This is a genomic window from Roseateles sp. So40a (assembly GCF_048081605.1).
In the GTDB taxonomy this organism is placed as follows: Bacteria; Pseudomonadota; Gammaproteobacteria; order Burkholderiales; family Burkholderiaceae_C; genus Roseateles.
In genome coordinates, this window is the sequence record NZ_CP182288.1 from 1,760,336 (window position 1) to 1,776,941 (window position 16,606).

A 16,606-nucleotide genomic window follows, 5' to 3' on the forward strand; every position below is an offset into this window, starting at 1 on the left:
CGAGGCTCAGAAGCGCTCCGACACGAGCGCTTCGCTGACGGCCCACATCCGGGCGGCGAGGTCCGCATCCAGGGCGAGGGCGCTGACGCCCGCCGCCAGAGGGCTGGCGGACGGTGCGGCGACCTCGGCCACCTGGCAGTCCTCGCAGTACCGCCCGCCCACCTCGTCGGCGGGCGCCACGAACCCTGCCCACACCGAGGTGGCCGCGCCTTGCTCGACGGTCTTCCATCGGAAGGGCGGCTCGCCCTGGGCGGTCAGCGAGGCGCTGATCCGGGCCACGGCGTCGTCCATGACGTCCTGGCCGATGTGACGTCCGAGGCCGGTCCGGATGGTGCCGGGATGGACGGCGGTCGCGCGCACGCCGCGATCGCGATGGCGCCGATCAAACGCCGTGGCGAAGAGGACATTCGCGAGCTTGGATCGCGCGTAGGCCAGTTGCGGGTGATAGTCCGAGCGCTCCACGTTGAGGTCGTCCAGGTCGCCATCCGCCGCGCGATGCGACGAGGAGGCGACGACGACCAGGCGGCTGCCCGCGCTCAGCAGGGAGGCGATCCGGTTGATCAGCACGAAGTGGCCGAGATGATTGGTCGCCAACTGCAGCTCGAGGCCGTCATCGGTGCGCGCGAAGGGCGTGGCCATCACGCCGGCATTGGCGATGACGACGTCGAATCCTTGATTGCGCTGGAGCAAGGCCTGCGCGCAGGCGCGCACGCTGGCCAGCGAGGCCAGGTTCAGTGGGACCAGGTCGAGCCCTCCGCCGTGGCGTGCCGCTTCCCGGACGACGGCGGTCGCGGTCAGCGCCTGGTCAGGCGATCTCACCGCGCCCACGACGCGCGCGCCGCGGGCGACCAGCACCCGCGCGGTCTCGATACCCAGGCCGGACGAGGCCCCGGTCAAGAGGATGTGCCGTCCTCGCAGGTCGAGGTCGCCGAGCACCTCGTCGGCCGTCGATGTCCCGTCAAAGCGTCCTTGCATGCTCGCCCCCATGGATCAGAGCAGGCTCATGCCGCCGTCGACCAGCAGGTTGACGCCGGTGATGAAGGTCGCGTCCTCGCTGGCCAGGAACAGCGCGGCGCGTGCGAGCTCCTCCGGCCGGCCGAAGCGGCCCAGCGGAATCGCCGCGGAGACGGCCTTCTCGAACTCCGGCTTGTCCTGCGGCTTCACGCCGAGCTTCTCGAGGATGGGCGTGTCCACGGGGCCCGGGCTGATGACGTTGACGCGGATGCCGCGGTCCTTCAGTTCGATCGACCAGCTGCGTGCGAAGGCCTCGATCGCCGCCTTGCTGCCGGCATACACGACATGGTTCTCCATGTACTTCGTCCCGGCGATCGAGCTCACCAGCACGATCGATCCGCCGCGAGCCATCAACGGCATGACCTTCGTGATGCCGAAGAAGACCCCCCGCGTGTTGGTCGCGAAATGCGCATCGAAGGTCTCGGGCGTCACGGCCGTCGAGGGCTCGAGCTGGGCCATGCCCGCATTGGCGACGTAGATGTCGATGCGGCCGTGGGTGCGCTCGATGTGCGCGACGAGTCGATCGTGCGTCGCCAGATCGGCGATGTCTCCCACTACGCCGGTCGCGCGGTTGCCAAGTCGAGTCAACGCGGTATCCACGGCGTCGGCTCGCCGTCCGACGATCACGACCGAAGCGCCCGCATCAACGAATGCCTGAGCGGTGGCGAAGCCGATGCCGCTGTTGCCGCCGGTGACCACCGCGACCTTGCCTTCCAATTTCTTCATGAGGGGATCCCTTTCTGTTTCACGTTGCTTGAGTCCAGCTCCTGGCGCATTGCTGCGATGCGTTCAGCACGAGATGGACTCTAGGCAGCGAGCTGTCCGGCCACTAGCCGGGCACATGGAACAGCATCTGTTCCCAAGGGGTGTGAATCCATGGCTCAGACAACACTGGATCAAACGCAAGGGCTGCTGGCTTTCGTCCGCACGGTGCAGACGGGATCGTTCAGCGCGGCCGCCCGATCACTGGGGGCCGCGCCATCCGCGATCTCCAAGGCCGTGGCTCGACTGGAGCGACGACTGGGCACGCGTCTGCTCCAACGCTCGACGCGCGCGCTCGTCCTGACGCAGGAGGGCAGCGACTACTTCGATCGCATTGAGCCCTTGTTGCGCGCGCTGGACGAAGCCGGGGATGTGGCGCGCGGCACGGACGAGGTGCAAGGCGTCCTGAAGGTGTCGGCACCGGCGGATCTGGGTCGCGCGCTCGCCTTGCCGATCGCCAGGGACTTCGTTCCGAGACATCCTGCGTTGCGCGTGGAGTTCAGCGTCACCGATCGACCGGTCGATCTGATTCGCGAAGGCGTTGATGTCGGCATACGAGTGGGTCAGGTCGAGGATGACAAGCTCAATGCCCGCGCGCTCGCTCGCGTCCCGCTCGTGCTGGTGGCCTCGCCCGGCTATCTCGCGACGCGTGAGCCGATCACGTCCGCGTCGGATCTGTCTCGGCAAGCGCATGTCCGATATCTGTTGCATGGGCGTCCTCAGCCCATCGTGCTGGCGGATGGTCAGCGCATCGAGACGGTGCCTGCCTTCGATACGGACTCGGGCGACATCCTCCGCACGGCGGCCCTGAGCGGTCTAGGCATCGCCCAGATCCTCGAGTGGTCGATTCGCGAGGACTTGAGGGAAGGGAGGTTGCAAGCGGTGGCTCCCAGCCTGGGGATGCCGTCGCTGCAGATTCACGCGCTGCATGCCTTCGGGCGACACACGCCGGTTCGCGTGCGTCGGTTCATCGACTTCCTGTTGACCTGGTTCGAAGCCATGGCTGAGGTCTTGCCTCCCGGCGTGGCCTGCAGGCACAAGGAATAGCGCGGCGCGATGGTGCGCCCGATTCAACACGCCGTTGTCCCTCGCCGGTCTACCGGGCACACACCTCGATTCCTAGCATCTGCTGACGGCCACCAGGGCCGGCCAATGAGAAGGAATCGCCATGAACCGCCGCACAGTCCGCCGTTCGATCGTGTTGTTGATCCTCCTGTCCGGGGTCAGCCTCAATGCCAGTCCGGCCGGGGAGATGGCCGAGTCCCGATGGTCCTGTCGAGCCGCCGGCTGGGTGATGCACATGCATTGGCGTGAGGTCAGCGCGGCGGAAGGCTGCGACGGCGAGGCCTGCCGCCTGGTCACCGAGCCCATCCTCGAAGGGGTGCTCATGACGGAGCAGGGCCGGCGCGTGGGCGTCGTCGAGGTGCGCGGCACGGCGAAGACGGGGTGGCGGTTCCGTGACCTCGAAGGGAGGTCGTGGCATCTGCGCCCTCAATCAAGCGGCCTGAAGGGCACGGTCGGGTCGAAGCGATCGCGTTGGCCGGTGGCCTGCACGCGGAACCCGGACGAGGCCGTGTCATCCCGCACGAGGGACGCGGAGGCCTCGCGCTAGACCGGCTGCATCAAGGGGGCATGAGCCGGGCGCCGGATGAAGCGCTGCACGGATTCGTCCTGATCGCGCAGGTGCGCAAGGGCAGCATGGCATCGAGCGCGCGCTTGGCGAGCGCTCCCGCTGGCGCCTCGAACCGGTCGTTGAGTCGATTCCCTGCCGGGTCTTCCAGCGTGGCTCGCACGATCAAACGGAAGGGCCCGGCGCTCCACGCCCGTGCGGGTGAGAAGCGCCAGACCGTCTCGCCATCGAGGAGCTCTGCCCGGCCTGGGACGCGTCGACCTTGCGCATCGATCACCGCCAGGTAGTCCACCTCGAGCGCGTCGATCGGGGCATCCAGTCGAACGTCCACGGACTCGCGGCGACCGACCGGAAGGGGTGGCAGTTGCCAGTCCCGCGTCTGGGGCCCGGTCTCGTCCCGCGGCTGGACCCGCCATCGATGCAGCTCCCGTCCATCGAGGGTGAGCCGGATCACCTCGCCGTCGACCAGCGCCGCGCCGAGTGCGTCATGGGCGATCAAGCCGGTCTTCAGGCGCCCGGGATGCAGCAGCACGGTCAACACCTTGCCGTCGGGTGACCAGAGTTCCTGGTCGAGGAAGGGATCGGCCACTGGCCGGTCATCCGGACCGATGAGCGCCAGGCGGCGCAGTACGGGTGCTGTCGGTGCGATCGCGAAGCGGAGCGAGATCCTGAGCAGGTTCTCGGGAACGGTCGGGCCAGACGGTCGCACGCTGACGATGCCCGGCGGCACGATGGTCGCGAGACGATCGGAAGCGCGGACCGTCGGCGCGTAGAGCGAGGCGAGGGACGCGATGACCGCGGCCAGGTGCTGACGTCGCAGCCGCATGGCGTCACCGATCAGGCTTGATGTGGTCAGCGAATCCCTCGTGTTCCAGCAACTGATCCTGCCGTGGCTTGATGTACTTCAGCTGGAATTCGTCGCCCTTGAAGCTGTACTTCTGGAAGGCGTACTCCGAGACGAAGTCGGTGAGCCGGAACGAGAGCTCCTTGCCGATCGTCACGAGTTGCAAGCGGTCCTGCTCGAGTCGGCGGCGCACGACGATGAACGATTGGTCGTCGAGGTTGTCGATGCGGATCGCGCCCGCGAGCGGGGCGGCAGTCGGCTCCAGGCCGCTCAGCTGGCCGAACTGGACGACCTGCTCGATGCCGGGCTTCGCGTTGGCGGCCTCCACCTGGGACAGCGGGATCGCGCTGCCTCCGCGCTCGAAGTTGAGCAGCATCAGGTAGTCGCGGGTCTGGCCGTCCTCGGTCTTCGAGTAGCTGATCAGGTCCGCGGGCGTGTTGCCGTATCCGAGTTCCGCGATGGTCTTGCCGCGCAGGTGCGCGCCGTCGCGGATCTCGTCCAGCGGGATCGTGACGATCGGCGTGCAGGTGTAGGCGGCGACCAGGTAGGGACGTCCCGCCAGCGTCGCGAAACTCATCGCTCGAATCGGGGCGCGCGTCTCAACGAGGTTGTGGCCCGTGTGGTAGATCTCGATCGACGCCATGGTCTGCGTCGCGTCGAACGGATATCTCACGCGGCGCAGGGTCGACGAGAAGTCTTGGTTCGAGAGGCCGGCGACGAACAGTTCGCCTTCTCGCCACTTCATGTCCGTTACGGTGAAGCTCCGCTCAGGGAGGTCTCGCCAGATCCGGTCGGCCGGGGCGGGCGCGTCGCGCAGCGCGACGGTGGTGGTCTTGGCCTGCTTCAGATCGACGCGCCGCGCGCGACCATCGCTGGTCACAACCAGGAGGGCGGGGGACTTGGCCGGGCCATAGCTGATGGCGATGTACACCTCGGCCGTGCCGGGTCGGGCCACCATGTCCTCGATCACCACCTTCGCGCCCCCGACCTGCGCGGAAAGCAGGGGCTCAAGGTCGAGGATGTTGAATGCCGTGCCGGCGGGCCTGGCCGCGACCGGGCGCAGCTTCAGCGCGTGGACCTTCGCGTCTTTCCAGTCGGCGAGGAACAGCACGTTGTCGGGACCCACCGCCAGGCGGGAGAGCGACTTGATGTCGGCGGCGGAGGCGTTGGAGGCGAAGGCAGCCGTGAGGGCCAGGATGGCGAGTGGGAAGCGCATGGGAACCCCGGTGTGGGAAAGGGGTTCGATCCTAGGAACCGCGAGCCGCGCGGGGTAGTCCGCCCGAGGTCAACAAGCTGGTGAACGCAGGACACGATTCCGGCCCCGTCCCCGTCCCCGTCCGCGCCGCAGTGGACGAGGACATCCGTACCCGGGGCAGGTGCCGCGCGTCGCGCCGAAATGAAAAACGGGCCCTGATCGCTCAGGGCCCGTTTCGTGTCTTGGCGGAGAGAGAGGGATTCGAACCCTCGGTAGGCTATTAACCTACACACGCTTTCCAGGCGTGCGACTTAAACCGCTCATCCATCTCTCCGAAGCCCGCCATCATAGCGCAGTTTTTTGGGCCGCCAGGAAACTTGTCGAAGTTCCTACGATCGACGTCATGCGATCGACCTCATGCGATCAGCGCCCAGGCTGGATCACCTTGTCGCTCTTGATCAGCGCCATCGCCGTGCCGATCAGCCCCGAGACCTCGCTCATGTTGGCCGGCACGATCATCGTGTTGTTCTTCTGTGCGAGCTGCGAGAACGCCTCGACCGCCTTCTCCGCCACCTTCAGCTGCACCGCGTCGCCGCCGCCCGGCTGCTGGATCGCCGAGGCGATCTGACGGATCGCATCCGCGCTGGCTTCCGCCACCGCCAGGATCGCCGCCGCCTCGCCCTGCGCCTTGTTGATCTCGGCCTGCTTCTCGCCCTCGGAGCGCGCGATCGCCGCCTCGCGCTCGCCCGTCGCGATGTTGATCTGCTCCTGGCGACGGCCTTCCGACGCCGCGATCAGCGCACGCTTCTCGCGCTCCGCCGTGATCTGCGCCTGCATCGAGCGCAGGATCTCCGCCGGCGGCGTCAGGTCCTTGATCTCATAACGCAGCACCTTCACGCCCCAGTTCAGCGCCGCCTCGTCCAGCGCCTGCACCACGGAGCTGTTGATGACATCGCGTTCCTCGAAGGTCCGGTCCAGCTCCATGCGGCCGATCACCGAGCGCAACGTGGTCTGCGCCAGCTGCGTGATCGCGATGATGTAGTTGCTCGAGCCGTAGCTCGCGCGCATCGCGTCCGTCACCTGGAAGTACAGGATCCCATCGACGGTCAGCTGCGTGTTGTCACGCGTGATGCAGACCTGGCTGGGGACGTCCAGCGGGATCTCCTTGAGCGAATGCTTGTAGGCCAGCCGGTCCACGAAGGGCACCAGGATGTTCAGTCCCGGCGTGAGCGTGCCGTGGTACTTCCCCAGGCGTTCCACGACCCAGGCGTTCTGCTGGGGGACCACCTTCACCGATTGCACGACGAAGACGATGGCGACAAACAAGATGACCAGGGCAACGATTTCCATGAGCAGGGTGCTCCTCCGGGAAGGTCAGGGACAGTGAAAGGGAAGAAAGAAGAGGTGGGGAGGGCGATTCAGGCCGGCTCGACCAGCAGGCAGCAGCCTTCGACCGCTCTGATCACATGGCGTCCGACATGCGGCGCGCCAGTGCCGACGAAACGCGCCTGCCAGGCCGCGCCGCGGTAGCGGACCTCGGTCGTGCCGTCCTCGCGCCAGTGCGCGACCTCCAGGCTCTGGCCGACGTCGAGGTTCACATTGGGGTTCTCGTTGGCGGGCAGGCGAGGGTGCTTGCGCAGCCGCAGGTGCCACCAGGTCACCGCGCCGCCGCCGACCGCCGCGGCCAGCACCAGTTGCGTCCACAGCGGGCCGCCGGCGTGCGCCGCGATGGCTGCCGTCGCCGCGCCCAGCGCCAGCATCAGCAGATAGAACGTCGTCCCGCTGGCGAGTTCCGCCGCCACCAGTCCGCCGCAAATGACCCACCACCAGGTGGGAGCACTCCAGTCCATGGATCCTCCTAGCTTGCCGGACGATCCGTGATTCGCCCGGTCCTTTGTGCCAGGGCAGTGTACGCCCCGGGTGCCTGCGTGCGGGAACGCTCTTACGGGGGTCTTCTCCCTGCTTTTGGAGGCCATCGACCGCTTGTCCGTTCTGTTTCTGCGACAACCTCCGGTCAACACTTGCGTGACACGGCTGTAGCCCTACACTTCGCGCCTTTCTTGTTTGACCTGCCCCGCTTCGGAGGCCCCAATGACGCCGCGTTTCCGCTTCCCCATCGTCATCATCGACGAGGACTATCGCTCCGAGAACACCTCGGGTTTGGGCATCCGCGCGCTGGCGGAGGCCATCCAGAAGGAGGGCTTCGAGGTCCTGGGCGTCACGAGCTACGGCGACCTGAGCCAGTTCGCGCAGCAGCAGAGCCGCGCCAGCGCCTTCATCCTGTCGATCGACGACGAGGAGTTCTCCGGCAACGGCGATGGCGGTGAGCTCGACCCGGCCGTGCTGAACCTGCGCAAGTTCATCCAGGAGATCCGGTTCAAGAACGCGGACATCCCCATCTACGTCTATGGCGAGACGCGCACCTCGCAGCATCTGCCCAATGACGTGCTGCGCGAGCTGCACGGCTTCATCCACATGTTCGAGGACACGCCCGAATTCGTGGCGCGTCACATCATCCGCGAGGCCAAGAGCTACCTCGACGGACTGGCGCCGCCGTTCTTCAAGGCGCTGATGGACTACGCGCAGGACGGGTCGTACTCGTGGCACTGCCCGGGGCACTCCGGCGGCGTGGCTTTCCTGAAGAGCCCGGTGGGACAGATGTTCCACCAGTTCTTCGGCGAGAACATGCTGCGCGCGGACGTCTGCAACGCGGTCGAGGAACTCGGCCAGTTGCTGGACCACACTGGCCCGGTCGCCGAGAGCGAGAAGAACGCGGCCCGCATCTTCAACGCGGATCACTGCTTCTTCGTCACGAACGGCACCTCGACGTCCAACAAGATGGTCTGGCACCACACGGTGGCGCCGGGTGACGTCGTCGTCGTGGACCGCAATTGCCACAAGTCCATCCTGCACAGCATCATCATGACCGGCGCGGTGCCGGTCTTCATGACGCCCACGCGCAACCATTACGGGATCATCGGCCCCATCCCCGAGAGCGAGTTCTCGCCCGAGACCATCCGCAAGAAGGTCGCGAAGAACCCGCTGCTCAAGGGCGTGGATCCGAGCAAGGTCAAGCCGCGCATCATGACGCTGACGCAGAGCACCTATGACGGCGTGCTCTACAACACCGAGACCATCAAGGGCAAGCTCGACGGCTGGATCGATACGCTGCACTTCGACGAGGCGTGGCTGCCGCACGCGGCGTTCCACAACTTCTACGGCTCGTACCACGCGATGGGCAAGCATCGCCCGCGCCCGAAGACCGCGATGGTCTACGCGACCCAGTCCACGCACAAGCTGCTGGCGGGCATCTCGCAGGCGTCGCAGGTGCTGGTGCAGGACTCGCAGAACGTGAAGCTGGACAAGCATCTGTTCAACGAGGCCTACCTGATGCACACCTCGACGAGCCCGCAGTACTCGATCATCGCCAGCTGCGACGTCGCGGCCGCGATGATGGAGCCTCCGGGCGGCACCGCGCTGGTGGAGGAGTCCATCAGCGAGGCGCTGGACTTCCGCCGCGCCATGCGCAAGGTCGAGAAGGACTACGGCAAGGACTGGTGGTTCAAGGTCTGGGGTCCGGACAAGCTCGCCACCGAGGGCATCGGCAAGGCCGCCGACTGGATGCTCAAGGCCAACGAGAAGTGGCATGGCTTCGGCCCGATCGAGGCCGGCTTCAACATGCTGGATCCGATCAAGTCCACGGTGATCACGCCGGGGCTGGACATGAGCGGCAAGTTCGCCAAGACCGGCATCCCGGCCAGCATCGTCACCAAGTTCCTGGCCGAGCATGGCGTCGTGGTCGAGAAGACGGGTCTGTACTCGTTCTTCATCATGTTCACCATCGGCATCACCAAGGGCCGATGGAACACGCTGCTGACCGCGCTGCAGCAGTTCAAGGACGACTACGACAAGAACGCGCCGATCTGGCGCATCCTGCCGGACTTCGTGGCGGCGTTCCCGCGCTATGAGCGCATGGGTCTGCGCGACCTGTGCCAGAGCGTGCACGAGGCCTATGCCTCGGGCGACATCGCCAGACTGACCACCGAGGTCTATCTGTCCGATCTGGAGCCGGCGATGAAGCCGTCGGACGCGTACGCGCACATCGCGCATCGCAAGACGGAGCGCGTCGAGATCGACAAGCTCGAAGGCCGTGTCACGACCGCGCTGCTGACGCCGTATCCCCCGGGCATCCCGCTGGTGATCCCGGGCGAGCGCTTCAACAAGCGCATCGTGGACTACCTGATCTTCACGCGCGAGTTCAACGCCAAGTTCCCGGGCTTCGCCACCGACGTCCACGGACTGGTGTCGGAGAAGGGCGTCGACGGCATCACGCGCTACTACGTGGATTGCGTGGTCGACGCCGAGCCGGCGAAGCAGCCCGTGCCCGCCAAGAAGGCGGCTCCGGCCAAGAAAGCGGCCGCGGCCAAGAAGAAGTAAGCCCGTCTCGGGCGGAAAGAAAATCAGGCCCCGCGGGGCCTGATGTTTCTTGGGGCGGGGAGATTTACTCCGTGCCGGCCATCGCGCCGTGGCTGAAGCCGCCGTCGACGTAGACGATCTCGGAGCTGATGCCGCCGGCCAGGTCCGACAGCAGGAAGGCTGCCGTGTTGCCGACGTCCTCGATCGTGACGTTGCGCTTGATCGCGGCGCTCTCGGCGAATTGCTTGAGCAGCTTGCCGAAGTCCTTGATGCCCGAGGCGGCCAGCGTCTTGATCGGGCCCGCCGAGATGCCGTTCACCCGGATGCCCTTGCCGCCCAGGCCGTAGGCCAGGTAACGCACGCTGGCTTCCAGCGAGGCCTTGGCCAGTCCCATCGTGTTGTAGTTCGGCACGAAACGGTCGGCGCCCAGGTAGGACAGCGTCAGCAGCGCGGCGCCAGGACGCAGGCGGCTTTGCGCGGCCTTGGCCATCGCGGGGAAGCTGTAGGCGGAAATGTCGTGCGCGATGCGGAAGTTCTCGCGGGTCATGCCGTCCAGGAACTCGCCGGCGATCGCGTCGCGGGGCGCGAAACCGATCGAATGCACGAAACCGTCGAATTCGGGCCAGTGCTGGCCGAGATCCTCGAACAGGCGCTCGATCTGGGCGTCGTCGCCCACATCGCAGTCGAACACCAGCTTGGAGTCGAATTCGGCGGCGAATTCGGTGATGCGGTCCTTGAAGCGCTCGCCCACGTAGCTGAAGGCGAGTTCAGCGCCTTCGCGGTGGCAGGCCTTGGCGATGCCATAGGCGATCGAGCGGTTGGACAGCACGCCCGTGATCAGCAGTCGCTTGCCGGCGAGAAATCCCATGTCTGCTCCTGGTATTCATAGATTCGAGGGAGGCCGGGATTCTCGCACGCCATGCCGTGACCGAAGCCACAGCCTTGTCGGCATGCTGTTTGCATAGTACACTTCGAGCTTCGCTGAGAAAGTGAACGGTGGGCGGATTCATCCAGCCCATTTTTTTTGGCTGTCCAAACTGGATAGATACCGTCGTCGATGAATTTGAGCTGGCAAGCCGTTGTTGAAAAAACCGTGACCGGACTGGGTTACGAGGTGGTGGGCTGCGAACGCAGCGCCGGGGGCTTGCTGCGCGTGTACATCGACAAGCCGCTCGTGAATGGCGTGGAGCCCGAGCAGCCGGTCAACGTCGAGGACTGCGAGCGCGTGACGCGCCAGCTGCGCTACGTGATGGAGGTCGACGAGGTCGACTACACGCGCCTGGAAGTGTCCACCCCCGGTCTCGACCGCCCGCTCAACAACGCAGCGGACTATGCCCGTTTCCGCGGTCATGAAGTGGAAATCACGTTGCGCGAGGCTTTCCAGGGTCGCAAGAAGTACCGGGGTGTCCTGGTCGCGGCCGAAGGCACCGCTGACGACGCCGACATGGCCACGCTGGCCGCCGCCACCGCCTGGCGCGTGATCTTCACCGACGGCAAGACCGAACAGGCGCTGGACTTCGCGCTGGACGAGGTGCGCTCGGCCAAGCTGGTGCCGGAGATCGTTTTCAAGAACCGGGCGTCGGGAACGGCGACCGGTGCCGCTGCGGGCAAGGCCGCCGCGGCGAAAAAGAACACGGGCTTGGCGCCCGGATCGGAATCTGCTGACGGAACGGCTGCGAAGCCCAAGGCGTCGAAGAAGAAGAGCAATGCCAAGTCCCGGCAGACGGATGACAAGGTTGACGGAGGTCTCGATCAATGAACCGCGAACTGTTGATGCTGGTGGACGCCATCTCGCGCGAGAAGAGCGTGGAGCGCGATGTGGTGTTCGGCGCCGTTGAGGCGGCGCTGGCTTCGGCCACCAAGAAGTTGTATGGCGGCGAGGTCGACATCCGTGTGGCCATCGACCGCGACACCGGCGAATACGAGACCTTCCGCCGCTGGCACGTGGTGCCCAACGAGGCCGGTCTGCAGAACGCCGACTCCGAGATCCTGCTGTTCGAGGCGCAGGAGCAGATCGCCGACATCGAGGTGGATGACCACATCGAGGAAGGCGTGGAGTCCGTGCCCATCGGCCGCATCGGCGCGCAGGCCGCCAAGCAGGTGATCCTGCAGAAGATCCGCGACGCCGAGCGCGAGCAGCTGCTCAACGACTTCATGTCGCGCGGCGAACGCATCTTCGTGGGCACCGTCAAGCGCCTGGACAAGGGCGACATCATTGCCGAGTCGGGCCGCGTCGAAGGCCGTCTCAAGCGCAACGAGATGATCCCGAAGGAAAACCTGCGCACCGGCGACCGCGTCCGCGCGGTCATCCTGGGCGTGGATCCGACGCAGCGCGGTCCGCAGATCATGCTGTCGCGTTCCTCGGGCGAATTCATGAAGGAACTGTTCGCCCAGGAAGTGCCCGAGATCGAGCAGGGCCTGCTGGAGATCAAGAGCTGCGCGCGTGACGCGGGCAGCCGCGCCAAGATCGCCGTCGTGTCGCACGACAAGCGCGTCGATCCGATCGGCACCTGCGTCGGCGTGCGCGGTTCGCGCGTGAACGGCGTGACCAACGAGCTGGCCGGCGAACGCGTGGACATCGTGCTGTGGTCGGAGGATCCGGCGCAGTTCGTGATCGGCGCGCTGGCTCCCGCGAACGTGCAGTCCATCGTCGTCGATGAAGAGCGTCACGCGATGGACGTGGTGGTGGACGAGGAGAACCTCGCGATCGCCATCGGCCGCGGCGGCCAGAACGTGCGTCTGGCCTCGGAGCTGACCGGCTGGAAGATCAACATCATGACCGCCGAGGAATCCGCCGCCAAGCAGGCCGAGGAATCCGATGGCGTGCGCAAGCTGTTCGTCGAGAAGCTGGACGTGGACGAGGAAGTCGCCGACATCCTGATCGCGGAAGGTTTTGCCTCGCTGGAGGAAGTCGCCTACGTTCCGATGCAGGAGATGTTGGAGATCGAATCCTTCGACGAGGAAACCGTCAACGAGCTCCGCACCCGTGCCAAGGATGCGCTGCTGACGATGGAGATCGCCCGCGAGGAGAAGGTCGAGGAGGTCTCCCAGGACCTGCGCGACCTCGAGGGCATGACGCCCGAACTGATCGCCAAGCTGGCGGGCAGCGACATCAACACCCGTGACGACCTGGCAGACCTGGCCGTTGACGAATTGGTCGAGATTTCGTCCCTGGACGAGGCAGCGGCACGCGCATTGATCATGAAGGCGCGCGAGCACTGGTTCAACGCATAACGCCCGAGCTAGACACGCTCTGAAGCGACTTCAAGCGAAACCAGACCGCTCCGCCCCACACAAGATTTAAGGATTTCAACAATGGCCGTGACCACCGTCGCCCAGCTGGCCGCAGAGCTGAACAGGCCTGCGAGCACCCTGCTGGAGCAGCTCCAAGCTGCGGGCGTCAACAAGGCGTCCGCCGAGGACAGCCTGAACGAAAGCGACAAGGAACGTCTGCTCGATCACCTGCGCACCGCGCACGGGACCGGCGGCGCCGAACGCAAGAAGATCACGCTGACCCGCAAGTCCACCAGCGAGATCAAGCAGGCCGATGCCTCGGGCAAGGCCCGCACCATCCAGGTCGAGGTCCGCAAGAAGCGCACCTTCGTCAAGCGCGAGGACGGCGTCGATGACGCCGCCGCCGCCGCGGCCGAGGAAGCCGAGCTGAAGCGTCGCGAGGAAGAAGCGCAGGCGCAGGCCGAGGCGCTGCGTCAGCAGGAAGAAGAGCTGGCGCGCAAGATGCGCGAACGCGAGGACGCCGAGCGCGCCGCGCGTGAAGCCGAGGAAAAGCGCCGCGAGGAAGAGCGTGCCGCGCGTGAGGCCGCCGAGGCCGCCGCCGCGGAAGCCGCCGCCAAGGCTGCTGCCGAGGAAGAGGCACGCAAGGCCGCCGACGCCGCCAAGTCCAAGGCCGAGAAGGCCGCCGACAAGGCTGCCGAGAAGGCCAAGGCCGCCGCCGCGCCCGCACCCGCTCCGGCCCCCGTGGCCGCTGCTCCGGCACCCGCGCCCGCCCCGGTCGAACCCGCCAAGCCCGTGCTGCGCGTGGTCAAGGCCGCCGACGTGGCCGCCGACGAGAAGGCCCGCCAGGCCGAGCTGGAGCGCCGCCGCAAGGCCGCCGAGGCCGAGGCCGCCGCCATCCGCGCGATGATGAACGCACCCAAGAAGGTGCTCGTCGCGAAGAAGGAAGAGCCGAAGCCGGAGGCCGCGGCCGCCGGCATCAAGGGCACGATCCACAAGAAGCCGGGCGGCGCCCCGGGCGCTGCCGGCACGACTGCCGCCGCAGGCGCCGGCGCGAAGCCGGGCGACAAGAAGTCCGTCAAGTCCGAGAAGCTGTCCTCCAGCTGGGCCGACGACGCCAAGAAGCGTGGCGCACCCGGCAAGCCGGGTGGCCGCACCGACGGTCCGGGCGCCCGTCCGGGTTCGCCGGGCTGGCGCGCGCCGGGCCGTGGCGGTCCCGCGGGCCGCCGTGGCGGTCGCGACGATCGCGGCGCGTCGCACTCCAACTTCCAGGCTCCGAACGAGCCGGTGATCCAGGAAGTGCACGTGCCCGAGACCATCTCGGTCGCCGATCTGGCGCACAAGATGTCGGTCAAGGCGTCCGAGGTCATCAAGCAGCTGATGAAACTGGGTCAGATGGTCACCATCAACCAGCAGCTGGACCAGGAGACGGCCATGATCCTCGTCGAGGAAATGGGCCACAAGGCCTTCGCCGCCAAGCTGGACGATCCGGACGCGTTCCTCGAGGAAGAGGGCGCCGCCGCCGAGTCGCAGCACGAGCTGCTGCCCCGCGCGCCGGTGGTGACCGTCATGGGTCACGTCGACCACGGCAAGACCTCGCTGCTGGACAGCATCCGCCGCGCCCGCGTGGCGGCTGGCGAAGCTGGCGGCATCACGCAGCACATCGGCGCGTATCACGTCGACACGCCGCGTGGCATGGTCACCTTCCTGGACACCCCGGGTCACGAGGCCTTCACGGCCATGCGTGCCCGCGGTGCCAAGGCGACCGACATCGTCATCCTGGTCGTCGCGGCCGATGACGGCGTCATGCCGCAGACCAAGGAAGCCATCCACCACGCGAAGGCTGCTGGCGTGCCGATCGTGGTCGCGATGAACAAGATCGACAAGCCCGATGCCAACCCGGAGCGCGTCAAGAGCGAGCTGGTGGCCGAGGAAGTCGTGCCGGAAGAATTCGGCGGCGAATCGCCGTTCGTCCCGGTGTCGGCCAAGACCGGCCAGGGCATCGACGCGCTGCTGGAGCAGGTCCTGCTGCAGGCCGAAGTGCTGGAACTGAAGGCCGCGAAGGACTCGCTGGCCAAGGGTCTGGTCATCGAAGCCAAGCTGGACAAGGGCCGCGGCCCGGTCGCGACGGTGCTGGTGCAGTCGGGCACGCTCAAGCGTGGCGACGTGGTGCTGGCCGGCTCGACCTACGGCCGGGTCCGCGCGATGCTGGACGAGGACGGCAAGGCCGCCACCGAGGCCGGCCCGTCGATCCCGGTCGAGATCCAGGGTCTGACGGAAGTCCCGCGCGCCGGTGACGAGTTCATGGTGCTGGGCGACGAACGCCGTGCCCGTGAGATCGCGACCTTCCGCGCCGGCAAGTACCGTGACGTGAAGCTCGCCAAGCAGCAGGCCGCCAAGCTGGAGAACATGTTCGCCGACATGACCGCCGGCGACGTGCAGACGCTGCCGCTGATCATCAAGGCCGACGTGCAGGGTTCGCAGGAAGCGCTGGCCTCCTCGCTGCTCAAGCTGTCGACCGAAGAGGTCAAGGTGCAGATCGTCCACGCGGCGGTCGGCGCGATCAGCGAGTCCGACATCAACCTGGCGATCGCCTCCAAGGCCGTCGTGATCGGCTTCAACGTGCGTGCCGATGCCGGCGCGCGCAAGGTGGCCGAGCACAACGACGTCGACCTGCGCTACTACAACATCATCTATGACGCCGTGGATGAGGTGAAGGCAGCGATGGCCGGCATGCTGGCTCCGGAGCAGCGCGAGGAGATCATCGGTACCGCCGAGATCCGCACCGTGTTCGTGGCGACCAAGATCGGCACCATCGCCGGTTCGATGATCACCAGCGGTCACGTGACGCGCAACGCGCGCTTCCGCCTGCTGCGCGACAACGTCGTGGTCTACACCGGCGAGATCGAGTCGCTGAAGCGCCTGAAGGACGACGTCAAGGAAGTCCGCGAGGGCTTCGAGTGCGGTATCAAGCTGAAGAACTACAGCGACATCAAGGAAGGCGACCAGCTGGAAGTCTTCGAAATCAAGGAAGTGGCGCGCACGCTGTAAACCAGCCTGCCGCAGCTTCATGCCCGGCGGTTCGCACCGCCGGGCTTTGTTGTTTGAGAGAGTGAGGAAAGAGCCATGCGTCACAAGCGATCTATCCCCAACCGCGGTCTGCGCGTGGCGGACCAGATCCAGCGCGACCTGGCCGAGCTGATCCGGGACCTCAAGGACCCGCGCATCGGCATGGTGACGATCAGCGCCGTGGAGGTCACGCCCGACTACGCGCACGCCAAGGTGTTCTATTCGCTGCTGGTCGGCGATGTGAAGGCCACCGGCGAGGCGCTGAACGAGGCGGCCGGTTTCCTGCGCAACGGGCTCTTCAAGCGCCTGCAGATCCATACCGTGCCGAGCCTGCATTTCCATTTCGACCGCACCACCGAACGTGCCGCGGAGATGAGCGCGCTGATCGCCAAGGCGAACGCCGACCGCTCCCGGGACGACGAGACGACCGAGGACTGAGGTCCTT

At 66.5% G+C, this 16,606-nt stretch carries 13 protein-coding genes, 1 tRNA gene and 1 pseudogene; 7 read left to right on the plus strand and 8 right to left on the minus strand.

What is annotated here, in order from left to right:
• Nucleotides 1-6 precede the first annotated feature (6 nt).
• Together ACNI65_RS08130 and ACNI65_RS08135 are read right to left on the minus strand one after the other, a co-directional pair.
• Complete coding sequence (locus ACNI65_RS08130; RefSeq protein ID WP_416762296.1) at nucleotides 7-975, minus strand: SDR family NAD(P)-dependent oxidoreductase; 969 nt, start codon at nucleotides 973-975, stop codon at nucleotides 7-9.
• A gap of 15 nt (nucleotides 976-990) precedes the next feature.
• Nucleotides 991-1,740 (minus strand): SDR family NAD(P)-dependent oxidoreductase, encoded by a 750-nt coding sequence (locus ACNI65_RS08135; RefSeq protein ID WP_416762297.1) that lies wholly within the window; start codon nucleotides 1,738-1,740, stop codon nucleotides 991-993.
• A gap of 150 nt (nucleotides 1,741-1,890) precedes the next feature.
• On the opposite strand from ACNI65_RS08135, the gene ACNI65_RS08140 reads away from it, so the two are divergent.
• Both ACNI65_RS08140 and ACNI65_RS08145 read left to right on the plus strand, forming a co-directional pair.
• Nucleotides 1,891-2,823, plus strand: coding sequence for a LysR family transcriptional regulator (locus ACNI65_RS08140; RefSeq protein WP_416762299.1), 933 nt, complete (start codon nucleotides 1,891-1,893; stop codon nucleotides 2,821-2,823).
• A 121-nt stretch (nucleotides 2,824-2,944) separates the two neighbouring features.
• On the plus strand, nucleotides 2,945-3,388 hold the full coding sequence (locus ACNI65_RS08145; protein ID WP_416762300.1) for a hypothetical protein: 444 nt from the start codon (nucleotides 2,945-2,947) through the stop codon (nucleotides 3,386-3,388).
• A gap of 10 nt (nucleotides 3,389-3,398) precedes the next feature.
• Here the strand turns inward: ACNI65_RS08145 and ACNI65_RS08150 are convergent, their stop codons facing one another.
• The 5 genes from ACNI65_RS08150 to ACNI65_RS08170 all read right to left on the minus strand — a co-directional run bounded on the left by ACNI65_RS08150 (nucleotide 3,399) and on the right by ACNI65_RS08170 (nucleotide 7,295).
• Nucleotides 3,399-4,232, minus strand: coding sequence for a hypothetical protein (locus ACNI65_RS08150; RefSeq protein WP_416762301.1), 834 nt, complete (start codon nucleotides 4,230-4,232; stop codon nucleotides 3,399-3,401).
• A 4-nt stretch (nucleotides 4,233-4,236) separates the two neighbouring features.
• Entirely contained in the window at nucleotides 4,237-5,466 is a 1,230-nt protein-coding gene (locus ACNI65_RS08155; protein ID WP_416762303.1) for a hypothetical protein, read from the minus strand.
• Between the two features lie 222 nt (nucleotides 5,467-5,688).
• Nucleotides 5,689-5,779 (minus strand) — tRNA-Ser (locus tag ACNI65_RS08160).
• Nucleotides 5,780-5,868: 89 nt separating this feature from the next.
• Entirely contained in the window at nucleotides 5,869-6,795 is a 927-nt protein-coding gene (locus ACNI65_RS08165) for an SPFH domain-containing protein (RefSeq protein WP_416762304.1), read from the minus strand.
• 68 nt (nucleotides 6,796-6,863) lie between these two features.
• Entirely contained in the window at nucleotides 6,864-7,295 is a 432-nt protein-coding gene (locus ACNI65_RS08170; RefSeq protein WP_416762305.1) for an NfeD family protein, read from the minus strand.
• A 241-nt stretch (nucleotides 7,296-7,536) separates the two neighbouring features.
• Between ACNI65_RS08170 and ACNI65_RS08175 the strand changes: the two genes are divergently transcribed.
• Complete coding sequence (locus ACNI65_RS08175) at nucleotides 7,537-9,882, plus strand: Orn/Lys/Arg decarboxylase N-terminal domain-containing protein (protein ID WP_416762306.1); 2,346 nt, start codon at nucleotides 7,537-7,539, stop codon at nucleotides 9,880-9,882.
• 64 nt (nucleotides 9,883-9,946) lie between these two features.
• Here ACNI65_RS08175 and fabI read toward each other — a convergent pair whose 3' ends face one another.
• Nucleotides 9,947-10,729 (minus strand): enoyl-ACP reductase FabI, encoded by a 783-nt coding sequence (gene fabI / locus ACNI65_RS08180; protein ID WP_416762308.1) that lies wholly within the window; start codon nucleotides 10,727-10,729, stop codon nucleotides 9,947-9,949.
• 195 nt (nucleotides 10,730-10,924) lie between these two features.
• Between fabI and rimP the strand changes: the two are divergent.
• The 4 genes and pseudogenes from rimP to rbfA form a co-directional block, all read left to right on the plus strand.
• A pseudogene (gene rimP, locus ACNI65_RS08185) lies at nucleotides 10,925-11,443 on the plus strand (ribosome maturation factor RimP); the annotation flags it as partial.
• A gap of 173 nt (nucleotides 11,444-11,616) precedes the next feature.
• Nucleotides 11,617-13,095, plus strand: coding sequence for a transcription termination factor NusA (gene nusA, locus ACNI65_RS08190; RefSeq protein ID WP_416762310.1), 1,479 nt, complete (start codon nucleotides 11,617-11,619; stop codon nucleotides 13,093-13,095).
• A gap of 81 nt (nucleotides 13,096-13,176) precedes the next feature.
• Entirely contained in the window at nucleotides 13,177-16,143 is a 2,967-nt protein-coding gene (infB, locus tag ACNI65_RS08195) for a translation initiation factor IF-2 (protein WP_416762312.1), read from the plus strand.
• 75 nt (nucleotides 16,144-16,218) lie between these two features.
• Entirely contained in the window at nucleotides 16,219-16,599 is a 381-nt protein-coding gene (gene rbfA / locus ACNI65_RS08200; RefSeq protein WP_416762313.1) for a 30S ribosome-binding factor RbfA, read from the plus strand.
• The last annotated feature ends 7 nt before the right edge of the window (nucleotides 16,600-16,606 follow it).